Source organism: Plebeiibacterium sediminum, assembly GCF_026013605.1.
GTDB classification, from domain to species: Bacteria; Bacteroidota; Bacteroidia; order Bacteroidales; family Marinilabiliaceae; genus Saccharicrinis; species Saccharicrinis sediminus.
The window spans coordinates 22,280-45,024 of sequence record NZ_JAPDPJ010000046.1 but is presented as its reverse complement, the minus strand read 5'-3'; the positions used below and the strand labels follow the sequence as shown (position 1 = coordinate 45,024).

The 22,745-nt window shown below is 30.5% G+C and carries 16 protein-coding genes and 1 pseudogene; 4 read left to right on the top strand and 13 right to left on the bottom strand.

Annotated features, from left to right (window positions below; all coding sequences use genetic code 11):
• Window positions 1-16: 16 nt before the first annotated feature.
• Complete coding sequence (locus tag OM075_RS17180; protein WP_301191770.1) at window positions 17-478, top strand: DUF5675 family protein; 462 nt, start codon at window positions 17-19, stop codon at window positions 476-478.
• Between the two features lie 420 nt (window positions 479-898).
• Here the strand turns inward: OM075_RS17180 and OM075_RS17175 are convergent, their stop codons facing one another.
• From OM075_RS17175 to OM075_RS17140, 8 genes and pseudogenes are all read right to left on the bottom strand, one after another.
• Window positions 899-1,351 (bottom strand): phosphate-starvation-inducible PsiE family protein, encoded by a 453-nt coding sequence (locus OM075_RS17175; protein ID WP_301191769.1) that lies wholly within the window; start codon window positions 1,349-1,351, stop codon window positions 899-901.
• A 359-nt stretch (window positions 1,352-1,710) separates the two neighbouring features.
• Entirely contained in the window at window positions 1,711-2,667 is a 957-nt protein-coding gene (locus tag OM075_RS17170) for a calcium/sodium antiporter (RefSeq protein WP_301191768.1), read from the bottom strand.
• A 10-nt stretch (window positions 2,668-2,677) separates the two neighbouring features.
• The gene (locus OM075_RS17165) at window positions 2,678-5,191 is read right to left on the bottom strand and encodes a glycogen/starch/alpha-glucan phosphorylase (RefSeq protein WP_301191767.1); all 2,514 of its coding nucleotides are present in this window, start codon (window positions 5,189-5,191) and stop codon (window positions 2,678-2,680) included.
• A gap of 141 nt (window positions 5,192-5,332) precedes the next feature.
• Window positions 5,333-5,935 (bottom strand): DUF502 domain-containing protein, encoded by a 603-nt coding sequence (locus OM075_RS17160; RefSeq protein ID WP_301191766.1) that lies wholly within the window; start codon window positions 5,933-5,935, stop codon window positions 5,333-5,335.
• 35 nt (window positions 5,936-5,970) lie between these two features.
• Window positions 5,971-6,147 (bottom strand): DUF2934 domain-containing protein, encoded by a 177-nt coding sequence (locus OM075_RS17155; protein ID WP_301191765.1) that lies wholly within the window; start codon window positions 6,145-6,147, stop codon window positions 5,971-5,973.
• Window positions 6,148-6,164: 17 nt separating this feature from the next.
• Window positions 6,165-7,190, bottom strand: coding sequence for a DUF21 domain-containing protein (locus OM075_RS17150; protein WP_301191764.1), 1,026 nt, complete (start codon window positions 7,188-7,190; stop codon window positions 6,165-6,167).
• A 1-nt stretch (window position 7,191) separates the two neighbouring features.
• Window positions 7,192-8,175, bottom strand: a pseudogene (gene corA / locus OM075_RS17145) (magnesium/cobalt transporter CorA).
• 86 nt (window positions 8,176-8,261) lie between these two features.
• Window positions 8,262-9,173 (bottom strand): mechanosensitive ion channel family protein, encoded by a 912-nt coding sequence (locus tag OM075_RS17140; protein WP_301191763.1) that lies wholly within the window; start codon window positions 9,171-9,173, stop codon window positions 8,262-8,264.
• Between the two features lie 235 nt (window positions 9,174-9,408).
• Here OM075_RS17140 and OM075_RS17135 point away from each other — a divergent pair, with 235 nt between their 5' ends.
• The 3 genes from OM075_RS17135 to OM075_RS17125 all read left to right on the top strand — a co-directional run bounded on the left by OM075_RS17135 (window position 9,409) and on the right by OM075_RS17125 (window position 12,805).
• The gene (locus OM075_RS17135; RefSeq protein WP_301191762.1) at window positions 9,409-10,152 is read left to right on the top strand and encodes a glycerophosphodiester phosphodiesterase; all 744 of its coding nucleotides are present in this window, start codon (window positions 9,409-9,411) and stop codon (window positions 10,150-10,152) included.
• Window positions 10,153-10,238: 86 nt separating this feature from the next.
• Window positions 10,239-11,252, top strand: coding sequence for a PGAP1-like alpha/beta domain-containing protein (locus OM075_RS17130; RefSeq protein ID WP_301191761.1), 1,014 nt, complete (start codon window positions 10,239-10,241; stop codon window positions 11,250-11,252).
• Window positions 11,249-12,805 (top strand): glycerol-3-phosphate dehydrogenase/oxidase, encoded by a 1,557-nt coding sequence (locus tag OM075_RS17125; protein WP_301191760.1) that lies wholly within the window; start codon window positions 11,249-11,251, stop codon window positions 12,803-12,805. The genes OM075_RS17130 and OM075_RS17125 overlap by 4 nt, the downstream gene beginning before the upstream one ends.
• A gap of 14 nt (window positions 12,806-12,819) precedes the next feature.
• On the opposite strand, the gene OM075_RS17120 is transcribed toward OM075_RS17125, so the two are convergent.
• The 5 genes from OM075_RS17120 to ppk2 form a co-directional block, all read right to left on the bottom strand.
• Window positions 12,820-13,407 carry a mechanosensitive ion channel domain-containing protein gene (locus OM075_RS17120; protein ID WP_301191759.1) on the bottom strand — a complete coding sequence of 196 codons (588 nt, stop codon included), beginning with the start codon at window positions 13,405-13,407 and terminating at the stop codon, window positions 12,820-12,822.
• Between the two features lie 133 nt (window positions 13,408-13,540).
• The gene (locus OM075_RS17115; protein ID WP_301191758.1) at window positions 13,541-18,544 is read right to left on the bottom strand and encodes an AAA family ATPase; all 5,004 of its coding nucleotides are present in this window, start codon (window positions 18,542-18,544) and stop codon (window positions 13,541-13,543) included.
• 13 nt (window positions 18,545-18,557) lie between these two features.
• Window positions 18,558-20,084, bottom strand: coding sequence for a carbon-nitrogen hydrolase family protein (locus tag OM075_RS17110; RefSeq protein WP_301191757.1), 1,527 nt, complete (start codon window positions 20,082-20,084; stop codon window positions 18,558-18,560).
• 445 nt (window positions 20,085-20,529) lie between these two features.
• A complete protein-coding gene (locus OM075_RS17105) occupies window positions 20,530-21,384 on the bottom strand; it encodes a hypothetical protein (protein ID WP_301191756.1) in 855 nt (284 codons plus the stop codon).
• 157 nt (window positions 21,385-21,541) lie between these two features.
• The gene (ppk2, locus tag OM075_RS17100; protein ID WP_301191755.1) at window positions 21,542-22,285 is read right to left on the bottom strand and encodes a polyphosphate kinase 2; all 744 of its coding nucleotides are present in this window, start codon (window positions 22,283-22,285) and stop codon (window positions 21,542-21,544) included.
• Between the last annotated feature and the right edge of the window lie 460 nt (window positions 22,286-22,745).

Here is a 22,745-nt window from a genome sequence, read left to right as displayed (position 1 = left end):
TTTACTTTAAACTTAAATGATGGAATTAACAGTATTGCGCTATAGCGCTGGAAAAGAAAGCACTTTAGGCCTTCTCTTTATTGAAGGAGTCTTTGCTTGTTACACATTAGAAGACGAGCAAAGAGAAATTAAAGTTTCAGGAGAAACAAGAATACCTGCAGGCCGATATCAAGTAAAATTAAGAACGGAAGGATCTCATCATCTACGATATCAACAAAAGTTTCCCCAAATGCATCAAGGCATGCTTCATATTACAAACGTTCCTGGTTTTAAATGGATTCTTATACATATAGGAAATGATGATGACGATACTGCAGGATGTTTGTTGGTTGGAGATACTTCCATATCAAATATTAATCAGGAAGGTAGGATTAATAGCAGTACTGTAGCTTACAAACGTATATATCCTATAATAACTAGTGAGCTGGTAGTTGGTGAAGAAGTATGGATTACATATTTGGATGAACTACCTATCTAAAAAAACAAAAAAAGCTTGTAAATCATACAATTTACAAGCTTCTACTTTTCTTTTTTTCTTTCTTCGTGATCCCGGCAGGATTCTATTTTAAACTTGTAAATATCAGCTATACAAATAATTATTCACTTAGACTAATCAAAGTTACACTTAACTTACACCTATCAATTGTTTACAATTGCATCAAATTGATAGCTAGTGACTTATATAAAAATACGAAAAATCATTTACTTAATAGTACAAATTATAATAAAATGAATGTTGGTTAATTACGAAAAGTAATATTCTATAGATCCTTTATTCTTATATAATCTTATATTAAAAGTAGTCGGGATGGAGATGACGAATGACGCATCTTCTTCTATTCCTTTAAAATGTGGTTTTCATAAATCTCTTGCGCTTTGTTTCATATATCATGGATTATTATTTTTCAGACTTTGTACAACTAATTTTTGAATCATGTTTCTTTATTGTAATCTTCTTCATAAAATAATAACCTATAGATAAAAATCCAACTAGCAAGCCTAGTGCTATAATAAATAGAGGTTCCTGTTTAGTAAAATCAAGAACTATCAGTTTTCTTGAGACAGCAACAATTCCAATCATTAGCATTATTTCACCATGAAAAATTCCATCACCTAAGTATAGTTCAATAGTTTCAAAAAGTTCAAATGCAATAAGAACATTAAAGAAAAAACCAAAAATATATACCATACCTGAGGTACCTAAAATTAAACCTGTTTCCGGTACAGGTTTAATAATTTCATTTACAAGAATAACAACTAACTCATAAGTTGAAATAGTTATTAGTATTCCCATAAAGAACAATAAAATCAAAATTATTAATCGCTGAAAAGACTTAAATAATTTGTGCATAAAATATAGTTTTTAATTGCTATAATATTTTTTAATTTCATCCTCAATCTTTCTATCCCATAATCTACTCATTAACCCACTTGCAAATTTTTGATGATAATATACTTTATCTATCAAAATTTACATTTACTGGCTAAAATCAATAGAGTAACGTTAATTTTCTTAATCGAAATAACATCTCCTTTTCAATCACTAAAAGCATTAGCTTATTTATTTAGTCCAAATGAATTAGTAACCAATCAATAATAATTAAATTACTTATTCTTTCTTTTATTTATTCAAGTAGTCAGCTTAACATATAACTTCAATCTTAAATAATACTTTAAACATAAAAGTCAAGGTACTTTTCTTCAAAAAATTCATGTAGCTGGTATTACTATTGTTAATGTATAAATAATATAAAAGCACAATAAAATTAAGGCCTCCCACCTATCTAATACTTTTCTTTTTCCTGTCATCATGGCAATTAATAAAAATACAGTACCTCCAATAAGCACCAAAATATCTATATTAAATTTATAATTATAGGTTATTGGTTTTATTGTGCCGCTAATTGCTAAAATAAGTAGTATATTAAAAATGTTGGATCCTATTACATTTCCTATTGCGATATCACTATTCTTTTTCAGTGATGCAACAATCGAAGTCACTAATTCAGGTAAAGAGGTTCCTGCTGCAACTATTGTAAGTCCTATAATTTTTTCACTTACTCCCAAATTATGGGCAATATCCACACTATAAACAACAACAAGTTGGCCTCCTATAACAAGTCCCGTTAAGCCCCCAATAATTAGCCCCCATATTTTTAAAAGAGTTTTATTATTATCATGGGTATTTTGCTCTAAAGAATCACTCTGCATTTGTTTAAAAACATAATATAAAAATGCACAAAAAAGTACGAGTAATATAACTGCTTCAACTCTATTTAATCTACCATATTCAGTAACAGCAAATCCATTTAATAAAAAAAACAATAAGACAGATACAACCAATGAAATTGGTATTTCTTTCCAAGCTGTTGACGATTGAACTTTTATTGGTACAATTAATCCGGACAATCCAAGTATAATAAATAAATTAAAATTATTACTGCCTATAACATTACCCAAAACGATATCCGAATAATTATTTATTGATCCAATAACACTAACGACAAGCTCTGGAGCAGATGTACCAAATGCCACAATAGTCAAACCGATGACTAAATCAGAGACATTAAATTTCTTTGCCAAGGCAGAAGCCCCGTTTACCATACTATTTGCACCTATAATAAGAAATACAAATCCCAATACTACAAACAAAAAGGGCCAAAACATATACATACTTTTATTCAATTTTTAATTTAAATGGCTTAACCTTCCAAATATTTTCACAATAATCATTAATAGATCTATCAGAAGAAAATTTTCCCATTCGCGCAACATTTAAAACTGCCATAGTATTCCATTTATCCTTATCCTTCCATGTTTCCGCCACAATATCCTGACAACTAATATACAAAGGATAATCAGCTAAAAGTAAATATGGATCACCATAAAGTAGATTATCTGTTATTGGTTTAAATAAATTTCTATCTCCATTTGATAATATACCGGAGTTAATAAATTTTATAACAGCATTTAGCTCCATATTATTCTCATATATAAACCTTGGGTCATAATTATTTTGCTTTACCTCTATGACCTGAGAAGCTGTTAGTCCAAATAAAAAGAAGTTCTCATAACCTACTTCTTCTCTAATTTCAATATTTGCTCCATCTAATGTGCCAATTGTTAGTGCACCATTTAGTGCAAACTTCATATTTCCTGTACCACTGGCTTCCTTTCCTGACGTTGAGATCTGTTCGGATAAATCTGCAGCAGGATAAATTAATTGCGCATTTTTCACATTAAAATCAGGAAAGAATACTACCTTAATACGGTCTCTAACATCGAAATCATTATTTACTAAATTACCTACGGAATTGATAAGTTTTATTAAAAGTTTAGCCATAAAATAGCCAGGTGCTGCTTTCCCCCAAAAAATAAACGTACGTGGCTGAATTTCTATATCCGGATTACTTTTAATTCGCAAATATAGTGTCAATATGTGCAGTACATTTAAATGCTGTCTTTTATATTCATGAATCCGCTTTACTTGCACATCAAACATTGAGGAGGGATTAACAACAATACCTATTCTATCTTTAATTACACTAGATAATATCCTTTTATTTTCTATCTTCACTTGCCGGAACTGTTCTTTAAAATTTGCGTCATAAGCAAATGGCTCAAGTTTTTTTAATTCATTAAGATATTGTGGCCATGTATCCCCTATATTTTTAGTTATAAGCTTACTAAGTCCTGGATTTGATAAAACAACGAACCTTCGTGGAGTTATTCCATTTGTAATATTATAAAACTTATCGGGGTACATTGAAACCCAATCATTTAAAATATTTTTTTTAAGTAATTCTGTATGCAAAGAAGCAACTCCATTTATTGCATAACTTCCAACACAAGCCAAATTCGCCATTCTAACATAAGAACTACCAGTCTCTTCTATTAAAGATAGCCGCGATAAAATATTATTATCCTCAGGAAAACGCCTCTTTACTTCTTCTAAAAACCGATAATTTATTTCATAGATAATCTCCAATAAACGGGGAAGTAAAGCTTTAAAAAGGTCTAAAGGCCATTTTTCTAAAGCCTCTGGTAACAAAGTATGGTTTGTATAACTAAATGTTTGTTGGGTAGTTTCCCATGCTGTTTTCCAATCTAATTTACATTCATCAAGCAATATCCTCATCAATTCTGCGACAGAAATAGCAGGATGTGTATCATTAAGCTGAATTGCCCACTTTTTATGAAAATCCTGCGGTTTCCCTTGATTTTCAAGATGCATTCTCATCATGTCTTGTAAGGAGCACGACGAAAAGAAATATTGCTGTTTTAAGCGTAATTGTTTTCCAACATACAATTCATCATTCGGATAAAGAATCTTACTTATGTTTTCAGATTCTATTTTATCCATTACTGCCTTGTAATAATCGCCGTGATTAAACGATGAAAAATCAAAAGATTCAATTGCTTCTGATTTCCACAAACGTAAAAAATTACATGATGCTACTTTATATCCCATTTCTGAAGTATCATAAGGAATTCCTTTAACTACATAAGATGGTACCCATCGCCTCAGTACCTTGCCTATTTCGTTTGAATATTGTTCTGTGTATCCTCCAAAATATACATTTACAGAACTTTCTGGCCTAGCTATTTCCCAGGGATTACCATAACGCAACCATTTATCTGTTATTTCTACTTGCCATCCATCCTTTATTTCCTGATCAAATATTCCAAACTCATAACGTATGCCATATCCTATTGCAGGTATTTCCAATGAAGCCAGTGAATCCATATAACAAGAAGCTAAACGTCCTAACCCACCATTACCTAGCCCTGGCTCTTCCTCTTGCTCTAATACTAATTTAAAGTCAAACCCAAGCTCAGTAACTGCTTGTCTCATTTCATCAAATATATTTAAATCGATTAAATTCGCACCTAACTGAGGACCCATAAGAAACTCGGCAGAAAGATAACTTACCAAACGTATATCTTCATCCTCTAAAACTGCATCAAAAGTTTTCAATCCATGATGTAACAGCCGATCTCTAAGCGCATATGAAACTGCTAAATAAACATCATTGATAGAAGCACCTTCAGGTTCACACCCTTGTTTGTAAAACAAGTGATCAATAATTGCTTCTTTTAAACATGCTTTATCTAATCCGGTACGAATATTGCACATTTTCATTTTCCCAGACTCCAGTCCTTGATTATTAATGAGGAAATTTTCTGACATTATTTGAGATTATTAAAAATAGAGATAGGATTTAATATTTGATTAAACATAAATATGTTTGATTTGTCAATGTACATGACAAATGAGAATACAGTTCTTTGCATCTGTAAAAATTATATGCCTTTTAGCATAATTCTATAATCACTTTGATATTGTTTGATCAGCTTTATGTGTATCATAAATTCTAGATACCCCACCAGAAACAATAAATTTCATTAACACAGCAGGATTGATATCAATTGGCTTAACTTGTTTTTTGGGAACAATAAACATTTCTCCCGAAAAATTATAAGAATGAGGAAAATAAACAGCCACTTTTTCATTTTCATCAATAAGATGTAAATCTTCTTCTGTAAGAAAACCCAACTTTTCAAGATTGGAAATCGGATTAACCAGTACAATTACAGGTTTATTAAATTTTTTCTCTTTTCCTACAAAAGCAGAAAATAAATCATCCATAGCAGAAAAAATCAACTTTACAAAGGGTATTTTTTCCAGTAAACGATTAAATAATAATTTAAAAGGACGGGCAATAATACTTTCTCCTATAATCCCAACAAGAACTATAAAAACAACAATAATTACAATACCCAGTCCCGGTAAGTCAATATTAAAATACGTCTTCAGAAACTCATTTAACAAACTATCTGTAAAGCTAAAAATGAAATACAAAATATAAATTGTTAATCCAAATGGAGCAATATATAATAAACCTTGTAAAAAATAATTAAATAATTTTCTCATAAAAATTTAAAGCTCTACAATGTGTTATTAAATGATTATTTCTTTACTCCTAATTCTTTTTCAGCTTGAAGCCAATCTGAAATTTCATCTCCTTCTATTCCTTTGGAAATGCGGTTTTCATAAATTTCCTGAGCTTTTTCTCTAATATCATCTAATGATATATTTTTCTTTTGTGCAGTTTTACTTTTGGTTGAAGTTTGTTTTGCAGTCATTGTAGTATTTTTTTAATTTAAACTAAATTATCTTTTTTTACAATCCCTCTTAATAATCTACCTAAAATATCAGCTCCAGTTATAACATGTTTTACATCCGACCAGAGTAAAATCACATCATTGTCAATTACATCATCCTCTTCATTTTCTGGAGAATAATTTAAGAGATGAATTATTTCTCCTAATTCAATATTACTATCTGTGATTATTATTGGTTTATGCATAAAATCAATCGGATTAGCTGGTTCACTATCAAACATTGCAGATCTTAAAAACCCATCTGCATCCATAATGTACGAAGGATTTAAGTTTTCGTCAATAAAAACTACCCATTTTTCTTTTGATTTATTAATCTGTTGTAAAAAGAAATCACTATGTTTTTTGGTAATTTTTGGAAAGACAGGCAATCCTTCTTCATGTTTAATTGGAATAATACTTTGTGGATGTATAGGTTCTCCTTCTTTACTCACAATAACATCGTCTAATGAAAGAAAATTAATTGCTCCAATACCTTCTATACGATCAATTTCATTTCCAGCTCCATCTATATGCTTTTTTAAAAAGTGCTTAATCTTATTCTCTTTAAAATACTCAATAGATTCTTTACCAAGCCAGGTATCTAACAATATAGCACTAGGTTTTGCTACAGGATAAAGTATAAATTGATACACTCGTAATACCGGCGCTAATAAAGATGCCATTTTTAAAGAATTTCGCGAAAAGTAGGCTTGAGGTACAATTTCTCCTAAAAGAGTAATAATCACGGTTGAAAAAACAAAACCAACTAATCCCGCCATAACAGAATCTGACAACAATGTTAATAACACGTTAATCCCGACATTCCCCCATAAAATAGTAGTAAGTAAAAAATTTGAATCCTTGCGCATCTCCAAAACTTTTTGAGCTCCTTTTGATGCAATACCTTCCACCTCGATCTCCAATCTCAAACGTGTAAAACTAAAAAATGCCAGGTTTAATCCTGAAAACATAGCCGATTGAGTTACACAAAACAAAATTCCAATCCAAACAAATAATTCATTCATATTAAAACCATTTATTCTTTTTAAAATAATACAACATTATTCCTGCAACAAGAATCATAGCTCCCCACATTATAAAATAAGCATTTTTAAATTGTAATTCCGGAACATACTCAAAATTAGTACCGTATATTCCTGCAATAAATGTTAAAGGAATAAATATAGATGCAAATATGGTAAGCACCTTCATTACTTCATTTACTTTGTTGCTTAAATTTGTATTATAAAGGTTTATTAAATCATTAGTCATATTAAAGTAATTTTCAGAGGCTTCAATTGCCTGCTCTCCTATATCATATAATTCCTGATAATAAACAATAGAATTCTCATGAATTAAATCCGTTTTATATCTTAATAATCTAGTTAAAACTTCTTTCAATGGTTTAATTGATTTTCTGAAATAAGTCATCTCTGTTTTATATTGAAATAAAGTATTACTAATTTCTTTAGTAGGATTATTTAACTTTTCTTCCAAAGATTCTATACTACTGCCTATTTCTTCTAAGCTTATCATGTAATTATCAACTAAACTGTCAATAAGTGTATAAAGTAAATAATCAGATTTTGCTTGTCGAATTCTACCAACACCACTTCAGATTCTATTTCGTACAGGATCAAAATGATCCCCAATTCGTTCCTGAAAACTTATTAAAACATTATTGAGTAACACAAATGAAATTTGTTCTACAGATACTTTTTTTTCTTCTTTATTATAACTTACAGCTTTTGTTATTAATGTAATTGAATTATTATCTTCAAAAAACTTACCTCGTTGACCAGTATTAAGTATATTCTCTAGAGCTAGCGGAGATAATTCAAAATGATGCCCTATTTCTTTAATTAACAACGTATTTTGTAAGCCATCAACATTCAACCAGTTTACCTTATTTTCATCAATATCACTTAATGCGGTGGCTAAATCAGAATACTCATATTCACTTGAAGAGTTTGCATCATATTGGAAAAGTCTTATATGTGAATTATCCATTTTCTGCTTACCCATAAATATTAAACTTCCAGGAGCGGCCCCTTTTGCTTTTTTCCTGCTTTTTAAAAAACGCGCCATACTTTTACTTAGTTTGTCTTATTATTATTTACATTCAAATTTAATGGTGAAATTTTTTCACCCCAATATATTGTTGTATGTGGGAATGGAATCTCTATTTTTCTTTCATCAAAAGAAATTTTAAGCCTTTTATTAAACTCTCTTTTCACGGCCCATTGCTGTGAAGGTTTGGTTTTAATTCTAGCTTTTATTACAAGGGCACTATCTGCAAACTGATCAAGCCCTAATATTTCTATAGGTTCAATAATTTTATTTTGAAAAACAACATCTGATTTTAATTCATCACCAACCTCTTTTATAATACTCATAACTTCAGATACATCCTCTTTATAGGCTACACCGACATCAAAAACAGCTGCTGACCATTCCTTGGTTCGATTGGATAAAGTATTAATCTTACCATTTTGGAAAATATGAACTATACCAGATATATCTCTTAGAGTAATCGTCCTTAACTCTATTTTTTCAACCCAACCTTCAGTTCCATTAATTATTGCAACATCACCTGTACGTATCTGATCTTCTAGCAAAATAAAAAAACCAGAAATAACATCTCTCACCAGTTCCTGAGCACCAAATCCTACAGCTAAACCTATAATTCCTGCACTTGCTAAAATAGGTGCAATATTTAAACCTAACTTTTCTAGAACGATTATAGCATATGTTACAATTAGTATTATCTTCACAACCCCTCTAATTATTCCCATTAGAGTATTAATACGTTTCTCCGTTTCTTCAACATCCACACCGTTATTATTTCCAGCCTTTTTAATAAGTGTTTTTGTTATCTTATTAATAGTAATTGTAAATATCTTAAGCGATAAAATCAATAGAACTGTTAATCCAATCACGACTGGCAATTCTGTTAATAACCATTTCTGCAACTTCTCAAATAACTCTATCAATATCTCCTTATTCATATTTTTATTATTTATCATTAACCTTAAATTCATTTATATTAAATATGCAATATACACAGATGAAAGATTTATGACGTTTGCCTATAAGTATTTTCTAAAGAAATTATCATCACCCCTCAACTCCCGAAGCCAACCCTACAAAAGACATATCAATAACTTGCAAAATTTAATACAACCTAGTAATTTAAATTCCATTTTTTAGATACTTTTGGAGTAAAAACATAGTTGTTTATAAATGATAATTGCACATAGAGGTGAATCTTATGATGCTCCAGAGAATTCACTGGCAGCCATTAATAAAGCATGGATAAAAGGAGCTGAAGCAGTTGAAATTGACGTACAAATAACATCAGATAATAATATTGTTGTTATACACGACAAACGAACAAAACGTACAGGAAATAGAAATATTAAAATTTCGAAAGCTTCTATTAAAGAAATAAAAACTATAGATATAGGGATTAAATTCTCCGATTTTTATAGTGGAGAGAAAATTCCGCTCCTTGAAGAAGTATTAAAAACAATACCTTATAAGTGCAAATTGATTATTGAAATAAAATGTGGCATAAATATAATATCACCGCTGGAAAATATCCTAAAAAACCATGGATACTTATATAATCACATTGAGTTTATATCATTTGATTTAGACACTATTTCCCTCCTAAAAAAAAAGTTACCACGTTATAAAATGTTTTGGCTTCTCAACTTGGATTATTATTGGCCTTCTTGGTTAGTAATAAGGAACAAAGCCAAAATATTAAGAAAATTAAAAAGAAATAATCTTGATGGAATCAATTGCTGGGCTGGCAATATCCTAAACAAGGAGTTTATTGACTTTTTTAAAAATCACAACTATAAAATATATTCATGGACAATAAATGATCCAGGTAAAGCTAAAAAACTTTTAATAAATGGGATTGATGCTATTACTACAGATAGAGCGGCTTGGCTAAAAGAACAACTAAATAAAATATAAAAAAACACATTAGAGAAAGGTTCCAAACGTAAAGAGACTATTTCTATTATTCGTTTCTTATGACCAATAGAAGAAAATATTAACAAATGAAAAAAATAATAATTGGCATACACGGTTTAGGCAATAAACCACCAAAATATTTACTTGAAAAATGGTGGAGTGATGCTATGAAAGAAGGTTTAGAAAACTTAGGTTATAAATCCCAGTTACCAACTTTTGAACTAGTTTATTGGGCTGATATTTTATATGAAATGCCCTTAGACTTTTGGATGAAAGACATAAATAATTCCTTTTATTTAGATGAACCATATGTAAAGACAGCTGGTAATAAACTAATTAAACCCGCATCTTATAGAAAAAATTTAAATACAAAAATTGTTGAATTCTTTAACAAAGTATTTTTAAATCATGATAAAACTCACAAGAACAAATTTATTTCAGATTTTATAATCCAAAAATACTTTTTTGAACTTGAGGTATATTATTCGGAAAAAAACAATGAACATTCTGATTTCAATTTTAATGCGAAAAAATTAATTCAAAAAAGACTCTCTTCAATTATTAATAAATATAAAGGATATGAAATATTACTAATCGCACACTCCATGGGTTCTATAATTGCATTTGATGTTTTAAGCAACATTCACCCAAGTATTAAAATTAACACCTTTATAACAATAGGCTCTCCTTTAGGCCTCCCTATTGTAGTAAGTGAAATAGCCAAAGATAAAAATCGTATAGATTTAAAATATCGCTCAATTAAATCTCCTGCATGTATTTTAAACAATTGGTTCAACCATGCCGACATAATGGATAAAGTTGCTATTAACCACAATTTATCGGATTTATACTCCGTAAACGATTCAGGTGTTAAACCTATTGACAGTATCGTTTTTAACGATTATCAGGTAAACGCACAAGCAAATCCACACAAATCGTTCGGATACCTTAGAACATTAGAATTTTCTTCTGTATTAAGAGACTTTATTATCTATAATAAAGATGAAATAAAAACTACTAAGAAAGACGAAACAAATGATGCCAGCAGCAATATAAAATTTAAAGCCGATAAATTTAGTCCTAATATCAAAACTGCATGAATAGAGAAAAAATGATATCTGACATTGCCAACAATCAAACTATTTGGGATATAGTTATAATAGGTGGTGGAGCTACAGGAATGGGAGTAGCTGTCGATGCCTCTTCGAGAGGTTACAAAGTATTGTTGGTCGAACAAGCTGACTTCGGAAAAGGTACTTCAAGCAGAAGTACAAAACTTGTTCATGGAGGAGTTCGGTACTTACAACAAGGTAATATTTCTCTTGTACTTGAAGCTCTAAAAGAGAGAGGTATAATGCGTAAGAATGCTCCTCACCTGGTTCATGACCAGTCTTTCATTGTTCCTGTTTATGATTGGTGGGAAGGACCTTTTTATGGTGTTGGCCTAAAATTATACGATTTATTAGCTGGTAAATTAGGTTTGGGTCCTTCTAAATTACTTTCTAAAGAAGAAACTATCGAACATATACCAACTATTGAACAAGAGGGATTAAAAGGCGGAGTAATTTATCATGATGGTCAGTTTGATGACGCTAGAATGTTAGTTAATTTGGCACAGACAGCATATAAACAAGGAGCTACAATTATCAATTATGCAAAAGCAACTGCTTTAATAAAAAAAGACAATATTATTCAAGGTATAGAAATAGAAGATGAGGAGAGTGGGAAAAGATATAATATAAGATCAAAAGTTGTTATTAATGCAACTGGCGTATTTGTTGACACAATTCGTAAAATGGATAATATCAATGCTGATAAAATAATGACAAGCAGCCAAGGCGTTCACATTGTGTTGGATAAATCATTCTTACCAGGCAGGAGTGCAATCATGGTGCCGCATACTGATGATGGAAGAGTTTTATTTGCTGTTCCATGGCATGATAAAATAATTGTTGGCACAACAGATACTCCTGTTGATGATTTTAAACTAGAACCTAAAGCTCAAAAAGATGAAATAGAATTCTTACTTACTCATATAGGTAGGTATCTAATAAAAGATCCGGAGCATAAAGACATAAAAAGTATTTTTACCGGATTAAGACCACTTGTAAATGACAATGACAAATCTAACACATCTTCCATTTCAAGAGAACACACAATAAATATCTCAAATAGTGGATTATTAACTATTGCAGGAGGAAAATGGACCACATATCGTAAAATGGCAGAAGATATAGTTGAACAAGCCATAATACTCGCTGATTTAGAAAGAAAACCTTGTGTTACTGAAAACCTCCAGGTACATGGATATCATTCACACTCTGAAGTATTTGGTAATTTAGCTCAATATGGCAGTGATGCTCCCGAAATACAAAGACTTTACAACGAAGACAATAGCTTAGAAAAGCTACTTCATAAAAACTATTCTGTTACAGAGGGGGAAGTTTTGTGGGCTGTACGTCATGAAATGGCTAGAACACCGGAGGATTTTTTGGCCAGAAGAAGTCGAATCCTATTTTTAGATACGGATGCAAGTCTTGAAATGGCAAAGAGAGTTACTAATATTATTGCAAAAGAATTACAGAAAGATAATAATTGGATAAAAACACAACTTGAAAATTTCAAAGAAGTTTCATCCAATTATAAATACTAATATGCAGTATTTTACTACTCTGATTTCTTTTTGAAAAATTGATCAACGGAAGTTTTTACATCTTCAACATACGCCTGATCAATTACAAAGACAGCAACCTCTATAACCAATTCTCCATCAGCAATCCGGGAATTTTCAATAATTGGAGGTTGCGATACTGCTGTCCATGGGGTATTCATTAGTTCTCGTTTCAGAGTTGAAAGAATTTCATTTTTACTTGTGTAATCTGTAAAGCTAAATGTCAGTGTTGTTTTAAAAAGATTATGATTACGACTTGGTTTTGAAATTGTTTTTGAATAAACTTTCGTATATGAGATATTATAAATATCTCCATGACTGTCTTCAATTTCCATATTCAAATGTCCAGCTTTTTTAACCATCCCTACGATCTCATCCGCCTCTATAAATACATCTTCAGTGATCTTATTTTGCCATTTAAAAATAATTCCGTAAACTAAATTTTTAAGTAAAGGAAACAATAGAATTATCAATAAAAGAAATACGCTAAGAATAGATGATAACGCAAAATAATTACGCATCTCAAAATAATCCTTTGCAACCCAAATTAACAAAGAAAACCATATCATTAATTCCGAAATCATTAAGATTTCTTTTAAATGATATTTTAGTTTAAGTGTACGTGATGATTTGCTTAAAATAACATTAAGCAACCTATAAAAACTAAATAAAATAGCTGATATTACAATAAAACTGATTATCATTTCGAGAACATAATTAAATTAAACCTTTAGATTTGCATACTTCAACAACATATGGCTCTATATTTCGACCAAGTGTATAAACGGCTTCTGACTTTTTCACAATTAGACCGGAATTCTCCAATGCAAAAATCAATTGTTTAGCTTTATCTAAGTTATAATTAGTAATTCTAGCCAATTTTTCAACACCAATATTTTTGTGATGTATCAATATTGCTAAAATAATCATCCATTCTTTGGGTATATCAAACAATACATCATAGTTGACCTTTTGGGGTTTTCTTATCTCAATATTGTCATTATTAATACTTCTAATATTAGCTTTCCAAATATTAATAGCTACACCTGGTATGCCATCACATAAACTAAAATAACGATTATACAAAAACGAATATGTTAATTGAGAAATAGATTGCTCTGGTTTCCCCATATAAGTTAAATTAATTCCACTTGATTTATGTCTTTGTAATATCATTTGCTGTATTTCGGCAGAGTTAAAGGGAACACACTTAACATTTGCTAAACTATATTCTTCTAATGGATAAAGTTCCTTTAAAATATCATATGCATAAGAATTAACATTAAGAATAAAGAATATTTTTTGACTGTATAGTTTTATCAATTCTATAATTTGATTAATGACTTCACCACCTCCATCTCTTCTTTCCCACCATAATTCCAGATCGTTTATTACTATAACTGTTTCATATGGCAGATTATTAAATATCCCAGAAAAATCCTGTATTTCGCCTGTATGCTTTTTTATTTCATTCAATAACAAAATAGGATTACAAGAACCTTCAATTGGAGCATTTATCCATATTAAATTATGACTCTTAAATAAACGATTGGCTGCATAACGTGATAGTGTTGATTTCCCTGCACCATGCACCCCTGTAACAAATACTGCTCCTCCATACCCTTTCTTATGTCTATTTAATGCATCCTTAATAATTTTCATCTCTTCGTCTCTTGCAATCCAAAACTCATCACTAATTTTTGCACTGCTACTCATAAGATTTCGATAGAATACAGGCACCGAATTATAATACTTTCTATCTGGTACTAATTGATCAATTAAATCAAGTATCTCTTTATTTTGAATGCCAGAATTTGTTTTTTCCTCCAAATATTTTTTAGATAAAATTAATCCTCTACTACTCCTATTCAATATAAAGACTAAAATATTTCTGATGCGACCATTTATAAAATCTTTATTCCTATTTACAAAGTATCTGATCCCACTCTGATTTCGTTTAAAATCCCCTTGCAATTCTTTATCCAGGTCAACAATTGAATGTGAAAAAACCTTGGAAAAAGCTTCACTTAAATAATTATCTGAGGAACGATTAATTCGCCCCAGCAATTTTTCTATCTTGTCTTTATCGTGTTCTAATTGCTTTAAAAATTTTTGAAATACTTTTCTATCTATTTCCGTGTCGTAATCAAATGATATTTCCTGTTTGTTATTATTATGGAACAATTGCATACTATTGGCTTCTTTCGATTCAATAATTGCATTTCTCACCGTAAACTCAAGCTCTTCTATTTCTCTGTAAAAGGATTCATGAAAATATACATCAATATTATATTTCGATAATTTATGCAAATCTACATTGGTCTGAGAAAAATCGTTAAACGGTATAAATTTACCATCTTTATAAACTTTTTGTGGCAAATAGTATTCTTCTGGTAAATCATCAAGAACCAACACTGCCTTTTCATACGATTCATTTAATATAGATTTAAGGTCAAATTTCTCAGCAAAAAGTACTGGTTCATTTACACTCTGATTGTTATTTATAATTTGTCTGATATTTGCAATAAGTTTTTCTTGTTTATTAAAAAACTGCTCTGTAACAACCTCATATACTTTTGCACTTCCTTTGCTAATAATATTTCTGAATACTACTTTTTTCGATAGAAGTAAAATATCAAAATAAAACGCATTGTTTAACAAATGCATTCCTAAACTCCAATTCTCTAAATAATTGTTTATATCGTCGTTGTATCCTGCATTATTTTGGTTATATTTCTTTTTTACCTGCTTTATACTTTCCTCTGATTGAAGATCCACGGTAATATCAATTACGATCTCCCTTGTTTTAGTTTGCAACTCCTTAAGTAAGGATACCTCGAAATGCCCAATTTGCTTTTTTAATGCATCAAAACATTCTAGTAGCTTCACAATTTCAACAATATTCTCCTGACCAGAAATTATTTGATCAACTTCAACCTTTTCAAATATATCATTCGTAGCAAAAGTTAACTTTCGCATCTCTTCATGTATATTCTTAGATTGCTCTTCAAAGGAAAATAAAGTACTTACAACCGTTGGTTTTAATTTTAACTCTGAATAATAGGTCAGAGCTTTACGTAATGGAAAGTTTATTATTTTTCCCTTCTTGGATCCATTGGAACCCAAAGGTATTGAAATTGTCTCAGGTAATTCATAAACAAAATTTCCTAATTTTGTCAAAAAGTCATTAATTCCCTTTTGTAGTACACTTTCTGTTTCCTTCATATACTGAAGGCTCTCATTCCTTAAAACTTCTAAAGTACTTTTTAAGAACGCAATTTGATATTTACTTACAACTTTTTCCTGCTCGTGTTTTTTTGCTACAATTATTTCCTTACGATATGATTTAAGTACACGTGTTACCAAATCTTGTAAAGTATTAATATAAAAACCAAATTGTTGATATCCGTTTACAAACGCATTACTATGGAACTCCTGGGATATTGACATCATATCAATATCAATATTTTCTATTTTACTTTTTAGTAACTTAATTTCAATAGATGGTATTTTCTCAAGTTCCTGATTTTCATATGAGGTTGATAAGGTTTTAGTAGCTAATTTATCTACAATATTTGTTTCTTCAAACTCTGTTGAAGGGCTTAACAGTAACACACTGGCAGGTAATTGACATATTACATTAATTCGCTCAATATATTCCGGAGTATATGATTTTTCTTTAGGTGATAAGCCTAAAAATATTAAATCCGTATTGACGGATTCTGTTTGTATAATTTCTTCAATCCTGCGTGTTCCAAAATCATCACTTAAAACCTTTACTTCAGCTTGCATTCTTTTGTCCTGCAGCATGGCGTAAGTATTTCTATAAATAGAATCTTCTAACGATGATTCACTATTTACAATAATAATTCTAACATAAGCATCTCGCCATTGATAGTCCGACAATAAAAAACGTAGTATATTTAAAGAAAAAGACAAATGAGATCCTTTACCATTCCACCAAATGTCAATTGATTCTTTATTACCAAAACCTTTTGTTTTATCATAATCGAGAAAAAGAGCATTTAATTTTTTCTTTTTCAAGTCTTTAATGATTTCGGTTAAAAATGCAGTGTTATCAAAACTCCTGCTCCAACCTAATAAAACAGTATTAGGTTCAAAACCACTAAAACCGTAAATACTGGTTACAGTTCTAATGCCATCCGGCAATGTTAGGCACTGCAATTCACGCTCAAAATATCCTTTCTTTTTATCTCTTCTTTTTGCATCAACTTTATGTTCCGGGGAGGTAGCTCTATTCCCTGTCGTAAGATTAAAGTCTGTTAATGCTCCTAATTTACCAGTCAGAGCCATACCTATTTCAACCAGATGAGGCCTTGCTTTTTCTCCTCCACTAAACAGAATAATATTAGGTCTCCAATTTCTTTTATTATCCTTTCGTATACTAAGTTTCAACAATGCTCTCTTAGCCATGTTTGTCCAAAAACTACTCCATGCATCACCACTTTCAAGAATTAATTCCTTACGTTGAAGATAGAAATACAATAGGCCTAGTACAATTGTTGCACCTGCTAATGCCAGAAAATCCAATAGTATCATTACTATAAAAGCAGACAGAGCACCTAATATACTTACAAAACGAGGTATTTTAAATGCCGGTCGAAAATCAGAACTCGACCAACTTTCTATAACTGAAGCTAGATTTAAAAATCCGTATGTTGTAATGAAAAACATGGATACTATACGGGCAATAAGGTCAAGTTCTCCAATCAATATCCCTGCTTCTGCAATTACAAAAGCTAGCAAAAGGGCATTTCGGGGTTCATTGGTTTTACCAGTTCCTTTGGCAAGAAAACGTGGTGCGATTTTATCCATTGCAATCGCTTGTAAAATCCTTGGCGCTCCTAATATACTGCCAAGAGCTGACGACAAGGTTGCACCCCAAATTCCGGCTATAACCAACGATGGAACCAAAGAAATCTTAAATAGGACTTGAGGATCATTCACAAGAGCATTGGCATCAACTGTAAATGAATAAAACAACGCTAATCCAAGATAAACTACAAAACCAATACCTACAGCCAACATCGCACCCATCGGTAGTGACTTCTTCGGATCTTTCAAATCACCCGACATTGAAACTCCAGCCTCAAAACCTGTCACTGCAGGGAAAAATATTCCGAACAAAACCATAAATGGGGCTGCACTATCTAATGGTGCTAGATGAACTGCACTAGGCACAAGTTCATGTTTCCCTAAAAAAATTGATAAAAGTGACAGCCCAATAGCTGCCATAATAAAATATTGTGATTTAATAGCGAGTGATGTACTTATGAAAGTTATGGTTGTCACAATAAACAACACTATAGAACCCGTGATTCTAATAGTGTTAATACTAACTTCCATACCCCAATATTGAAGAAAACTCTCAGCAAAACCTATTAAATAAAGGCTTACACTAAAAGATAATCCTACAAACAGAGCTAATCCAAGTGTCCCTCCAATTGGCAGCCCTAGACTCCGTGAAATCATAAAGTAAGTACCTCCTGTTTGTACTGGTTTATCAGTCGAAAGAGAAGCAACACTTAAGCTGGTGGTTATTGATATAATATGCGCAATAACAATGATACCAATCGTATTTATTAGCCCTGCCTGTCCGATTATGGCAGGAAATCTTAAGTACATTATTACACCTAAGATAGTTAAAATGGATGGCGTAAAAACACCACTAAACGTTCCAAATTTTTTAGCTTTTGCCATAATCGCAATCTATTTATTTACTACTTCTTTCTAATACGTAAATATCACTACGTCTATCCTTTAAGTTTCTAACACTACCAAATTGATTTAATTCACGTAAGGCATTAATATCAACATCTGCAAGTAGTATCATCTCAGTATTTGGTGTTGCCTCCGCTTTTATTCCATTTGTTGGAAAAGCAAAATCACACGGCGTAAACACCATTGACTGTGCATATTGAATATCCATATTATGAACTTTAGGAAGATTCCCTACACTTCCCGCAATTGCAACAAAACATTCATTCTCAATAGCTCTTGCTTGAGCACAATTCCTAACTCGAGAATAACCATTCTGTGTATCTGTCAGGAATGGCACAAATAATATATCCATTCCCTCATCTGCAAGTAATCTACCTAATTCAGGAAACTCGACATCATAACAAATTAAAATTCCAATTTTCCCGCAATCGGTATCAAATGTTTTAAGACTATTACCTCCTTGTAACCCCCAAACCTTTGCTTCATCCGGGGTAACATGTATTTTCTCAAATCGTTCAACTCCTCCATCTCGCTTACACAGATAGCCAACATTATAAAGCTTATTTCCAACTATTTCAGGCATACTTCCTGTAATAATATTGATATTATATGAAATAGATAATTCTGAAAACTTTTTTACTACTTCAGAAGTAAATTTTGCAAGATAACGTATTGCTTCAGGTTCTGATAAATGATTTGTTGCTGCCATTAATGGTGCATTAAAAAATTCTGGGAATAATGCAAAATCAGCTCTGTAACCCGATACAGCATCAACAAAATACTCTGCTTGTTGCATCACCTCTTCTAAATCTTTATACAAACGCATTTGCCATTGTACTAAACCCAAACGCACGATACTCTTTTTTATAGCAGCCTTTTTTGACGGCTTTTCATAGTAAACATTATCCCACTCTAGTAATACGGCATACTCATCAGATTCGTGATCTCCTTCTAAATACCCTTTTAGTATTCTTGCAGGGTGAAAGTCATTAGACATTTGAAAATCAAGAACAGGATCGTGAATTTCTTTTCTTCGAACTTTGTCTATGTATTCCTTAGGAGTTAACTCTTCAAGGTATTTATGATAGTTAGGTATACGACCACCAAAAACTATTCCTTTTAGATTTAATCTTTCACAAAGCTCTTTACGAAAATCATAAAGTCTTCTTCCCAATCGTAATCCACGAAACTTGGGGCGTACAAATACATCAATGCCATATAAAATATCACCATCCTCACTATGGGTATCGAACGAGTAATTACCGGTTATCTCCTTGTATGTATGTTTATTATCAAATTTATCGTAATCAACTATGATAGAAAGTGCACATCCCGCAAACTCGCCATCTATCTTTATTACCACTTGTCCTTCTGGAAATTTAGACACTAGTGAATCAATATGATTAGGCTTCCAATAAGCATTATTCAAATTTGAATAAGCTTCTAACATTGCATTTTTCAAAGCATCATAATCTCCAGTTTTTAAATACTCAAGCTCTATATTGTCAATTTTTTCCATCTTTTATATTTTATTTTGTTCTGTTTATTAAAACACTGATATTTTAAATTCCCGATCCAATCTAACTAATTTCAAAACTCCCATACCATAACTACCAATATAACAATCCATTACATTACAATTTCCTTTTTAAACATCAAAGTCAAATGTACAATTTAAAATATCGTTAAATCAAAAAATTAATTCATATTTTCTTACCAATTTTTAAAGTATTTCGAGCCATACATTCTTTTCCTAAAATAAATAATCCTTAATAATTACAAACAAAAAAGGTACTATTGCGCGAAACAACAGTACCAACAATACATACTTTTAACTAACTCTAGCGATATACTATAAGCAACTTAAATATAAAAATTATTTAATAAATGCGCACATCTATTAAACTAAAATCTCACCTTTTCAATGTTATCATTTTTTCTTTTTCAAAAACAAAATAACAAGTCTATATATTTTTCTCATTCATTAACAATATCGGAGTATTTATTGAATCTATAATCTCAAAACTTACACTGCTGTGAAAAAAAGATTGAAAAAAATCCAGATTACTCTTAACTACAGAAAGCAACTGTATGTTTTCCTGTATAATATAGGATTGTATAGCATTAACAATATTATTTGCATTAATAGATTTAAAAACATGCTTATTATCTTTCTGTATAATCCTATCAATCAACTTCATTGTACTATTTTCAACAATTTCATTTCCTGTTTTATTTACATGAACAAAATGGATTTTTGCATCAAAAAAATTTGAATAATTCAACACTTCACTAAAATAATACTCATTAAAGTTAAGCTCCTTCAAATCTGTTGTGAAAAGAATATTTTCTATCTCAGTATATTTATATTCCTGTGGTAAAAAAAGAACAGAAGTTGTCTTATAATTAAATACCTCATTTTTCACACAGTCCATATATCTCCTGTTAACTTTCCTATTACTTGATAATGGAAAAATTAACAGGTCTATTTCTTCCTTCTGAATTATCTCCGTAACAACCGGAATATCTTCACCATGAACAAAACGATGATCAATCCTCACATTTAAAGCATCATTGGTCTTAGCATGAGTTGATAAAAAATATTTATTAAATTTTACTATTTCATTATACGCTTCAATCCATTTATTCTTAATCATTTTATGATATAAAATTTCTGTTATATCATCCTGTAAGTCTAATTCAAATGCGTTTAATAATATCAATTCTGCATTTAAATTCCTTGCAATTTTTACAGCTGCAATATAAGCTTCCTTATAAATATCATTATTAAGTTGAAATGGAAATAAGATTTTACTCATATTGTTATATTTTTGGTAATGATAAACAAACTAAACTACAAAGGCCTCAGTTAAAGCCATAAAAATTTTATGATAATAAAATAAATGTATAAAAATTAATATTTCAATTTCTGAATTAACATATTGCTATATTGTTAAAAGTAGTCTTTTAAAATTATTATTTACCTACACATATATTCACTATTTCCTCATTGGGGATTAAATTTTCACCAGTCATTCCCTTATCGAAGTATGGTAGTAAATTTAAAAGATAACGCATTGCTTCTTTTCTTGCTGAATCTTTATTATTTCCTTTAATAATTACCCAAGGTATTTGATTAGTAGATGTGGCTTCAAACATCTTATTTTTATAATTTGTGTATTCATGCCATTTAAGCTGAGCCTGCATATCTACAGTACTTAACTTCCATTGTATTAAAGGATTTGTTTTTCGTTCCTCCAGTCTTTTTTTTTGCTCCTGAATATCAATACTAAACCAAAACTTAACAATGATAATCCCATCATCCACGAGCATCTTTTCTAATAAAACAACTTGTTCCAAAAATTTATCGTATTGACTATTCGTACAAAATCCCATTACTGGTTCAACAACCGCCCTATTATACCAACTTCGATCAAAAAAAACAATTTCACCAGGATTTGGAAGTTCATTTAAATACCTTTGAAAATACCATTGCCCTCTCTCTAATTCTGTAGGTTTATTTAATGCAACTACTCGATAATATCTCGGATTAATAAATCTAATAAACCGCATTATTGCACCACCTTTCCCAGCAGCATCCCTTCCTTCAAAAATCAATAAAACCCTCTTTTGATTCTCTTTTACCCAATACTGTAGTTTAACCATTTCCGCCTGTAAGTTTATATACTCAGGATCATTTTCTATAGAGTGGTATAACATATGAAATTCATTTAAAAAGTTTTTTATATTAATATCAAACGTTAAATGCGCATCAATTTCAACAGCTTCAGCTCCTTAAATCCAGGCTTTATTAATTGATGCAAGTGAATTCTCCGGAGCTTCATAAGATTCACCTCTGTGTACTATTATCATTTAATATGCTTTATTTATTTCAAAAATATCTAAAAAGTAATTTCTAAATTATTTTAACCTTTATTTTTGATAAATATTTTAATAATTTTTTAGTGCAATAATTATAAGTATCTATACAACATGTGTATAGCTCCAAAGTATTATAATCTATATTCAGAAACCAATATTAAGTTTATTGCATTTGAGGTAGAAGGTCTAACTACTAATTAACGACTAAGATATAGCTTTTTATAGTTATATATTTTACGATTATATTTAAACTATTGTTTATGTTTAATCGTATTAATATCAAATTGGATGATCTTAT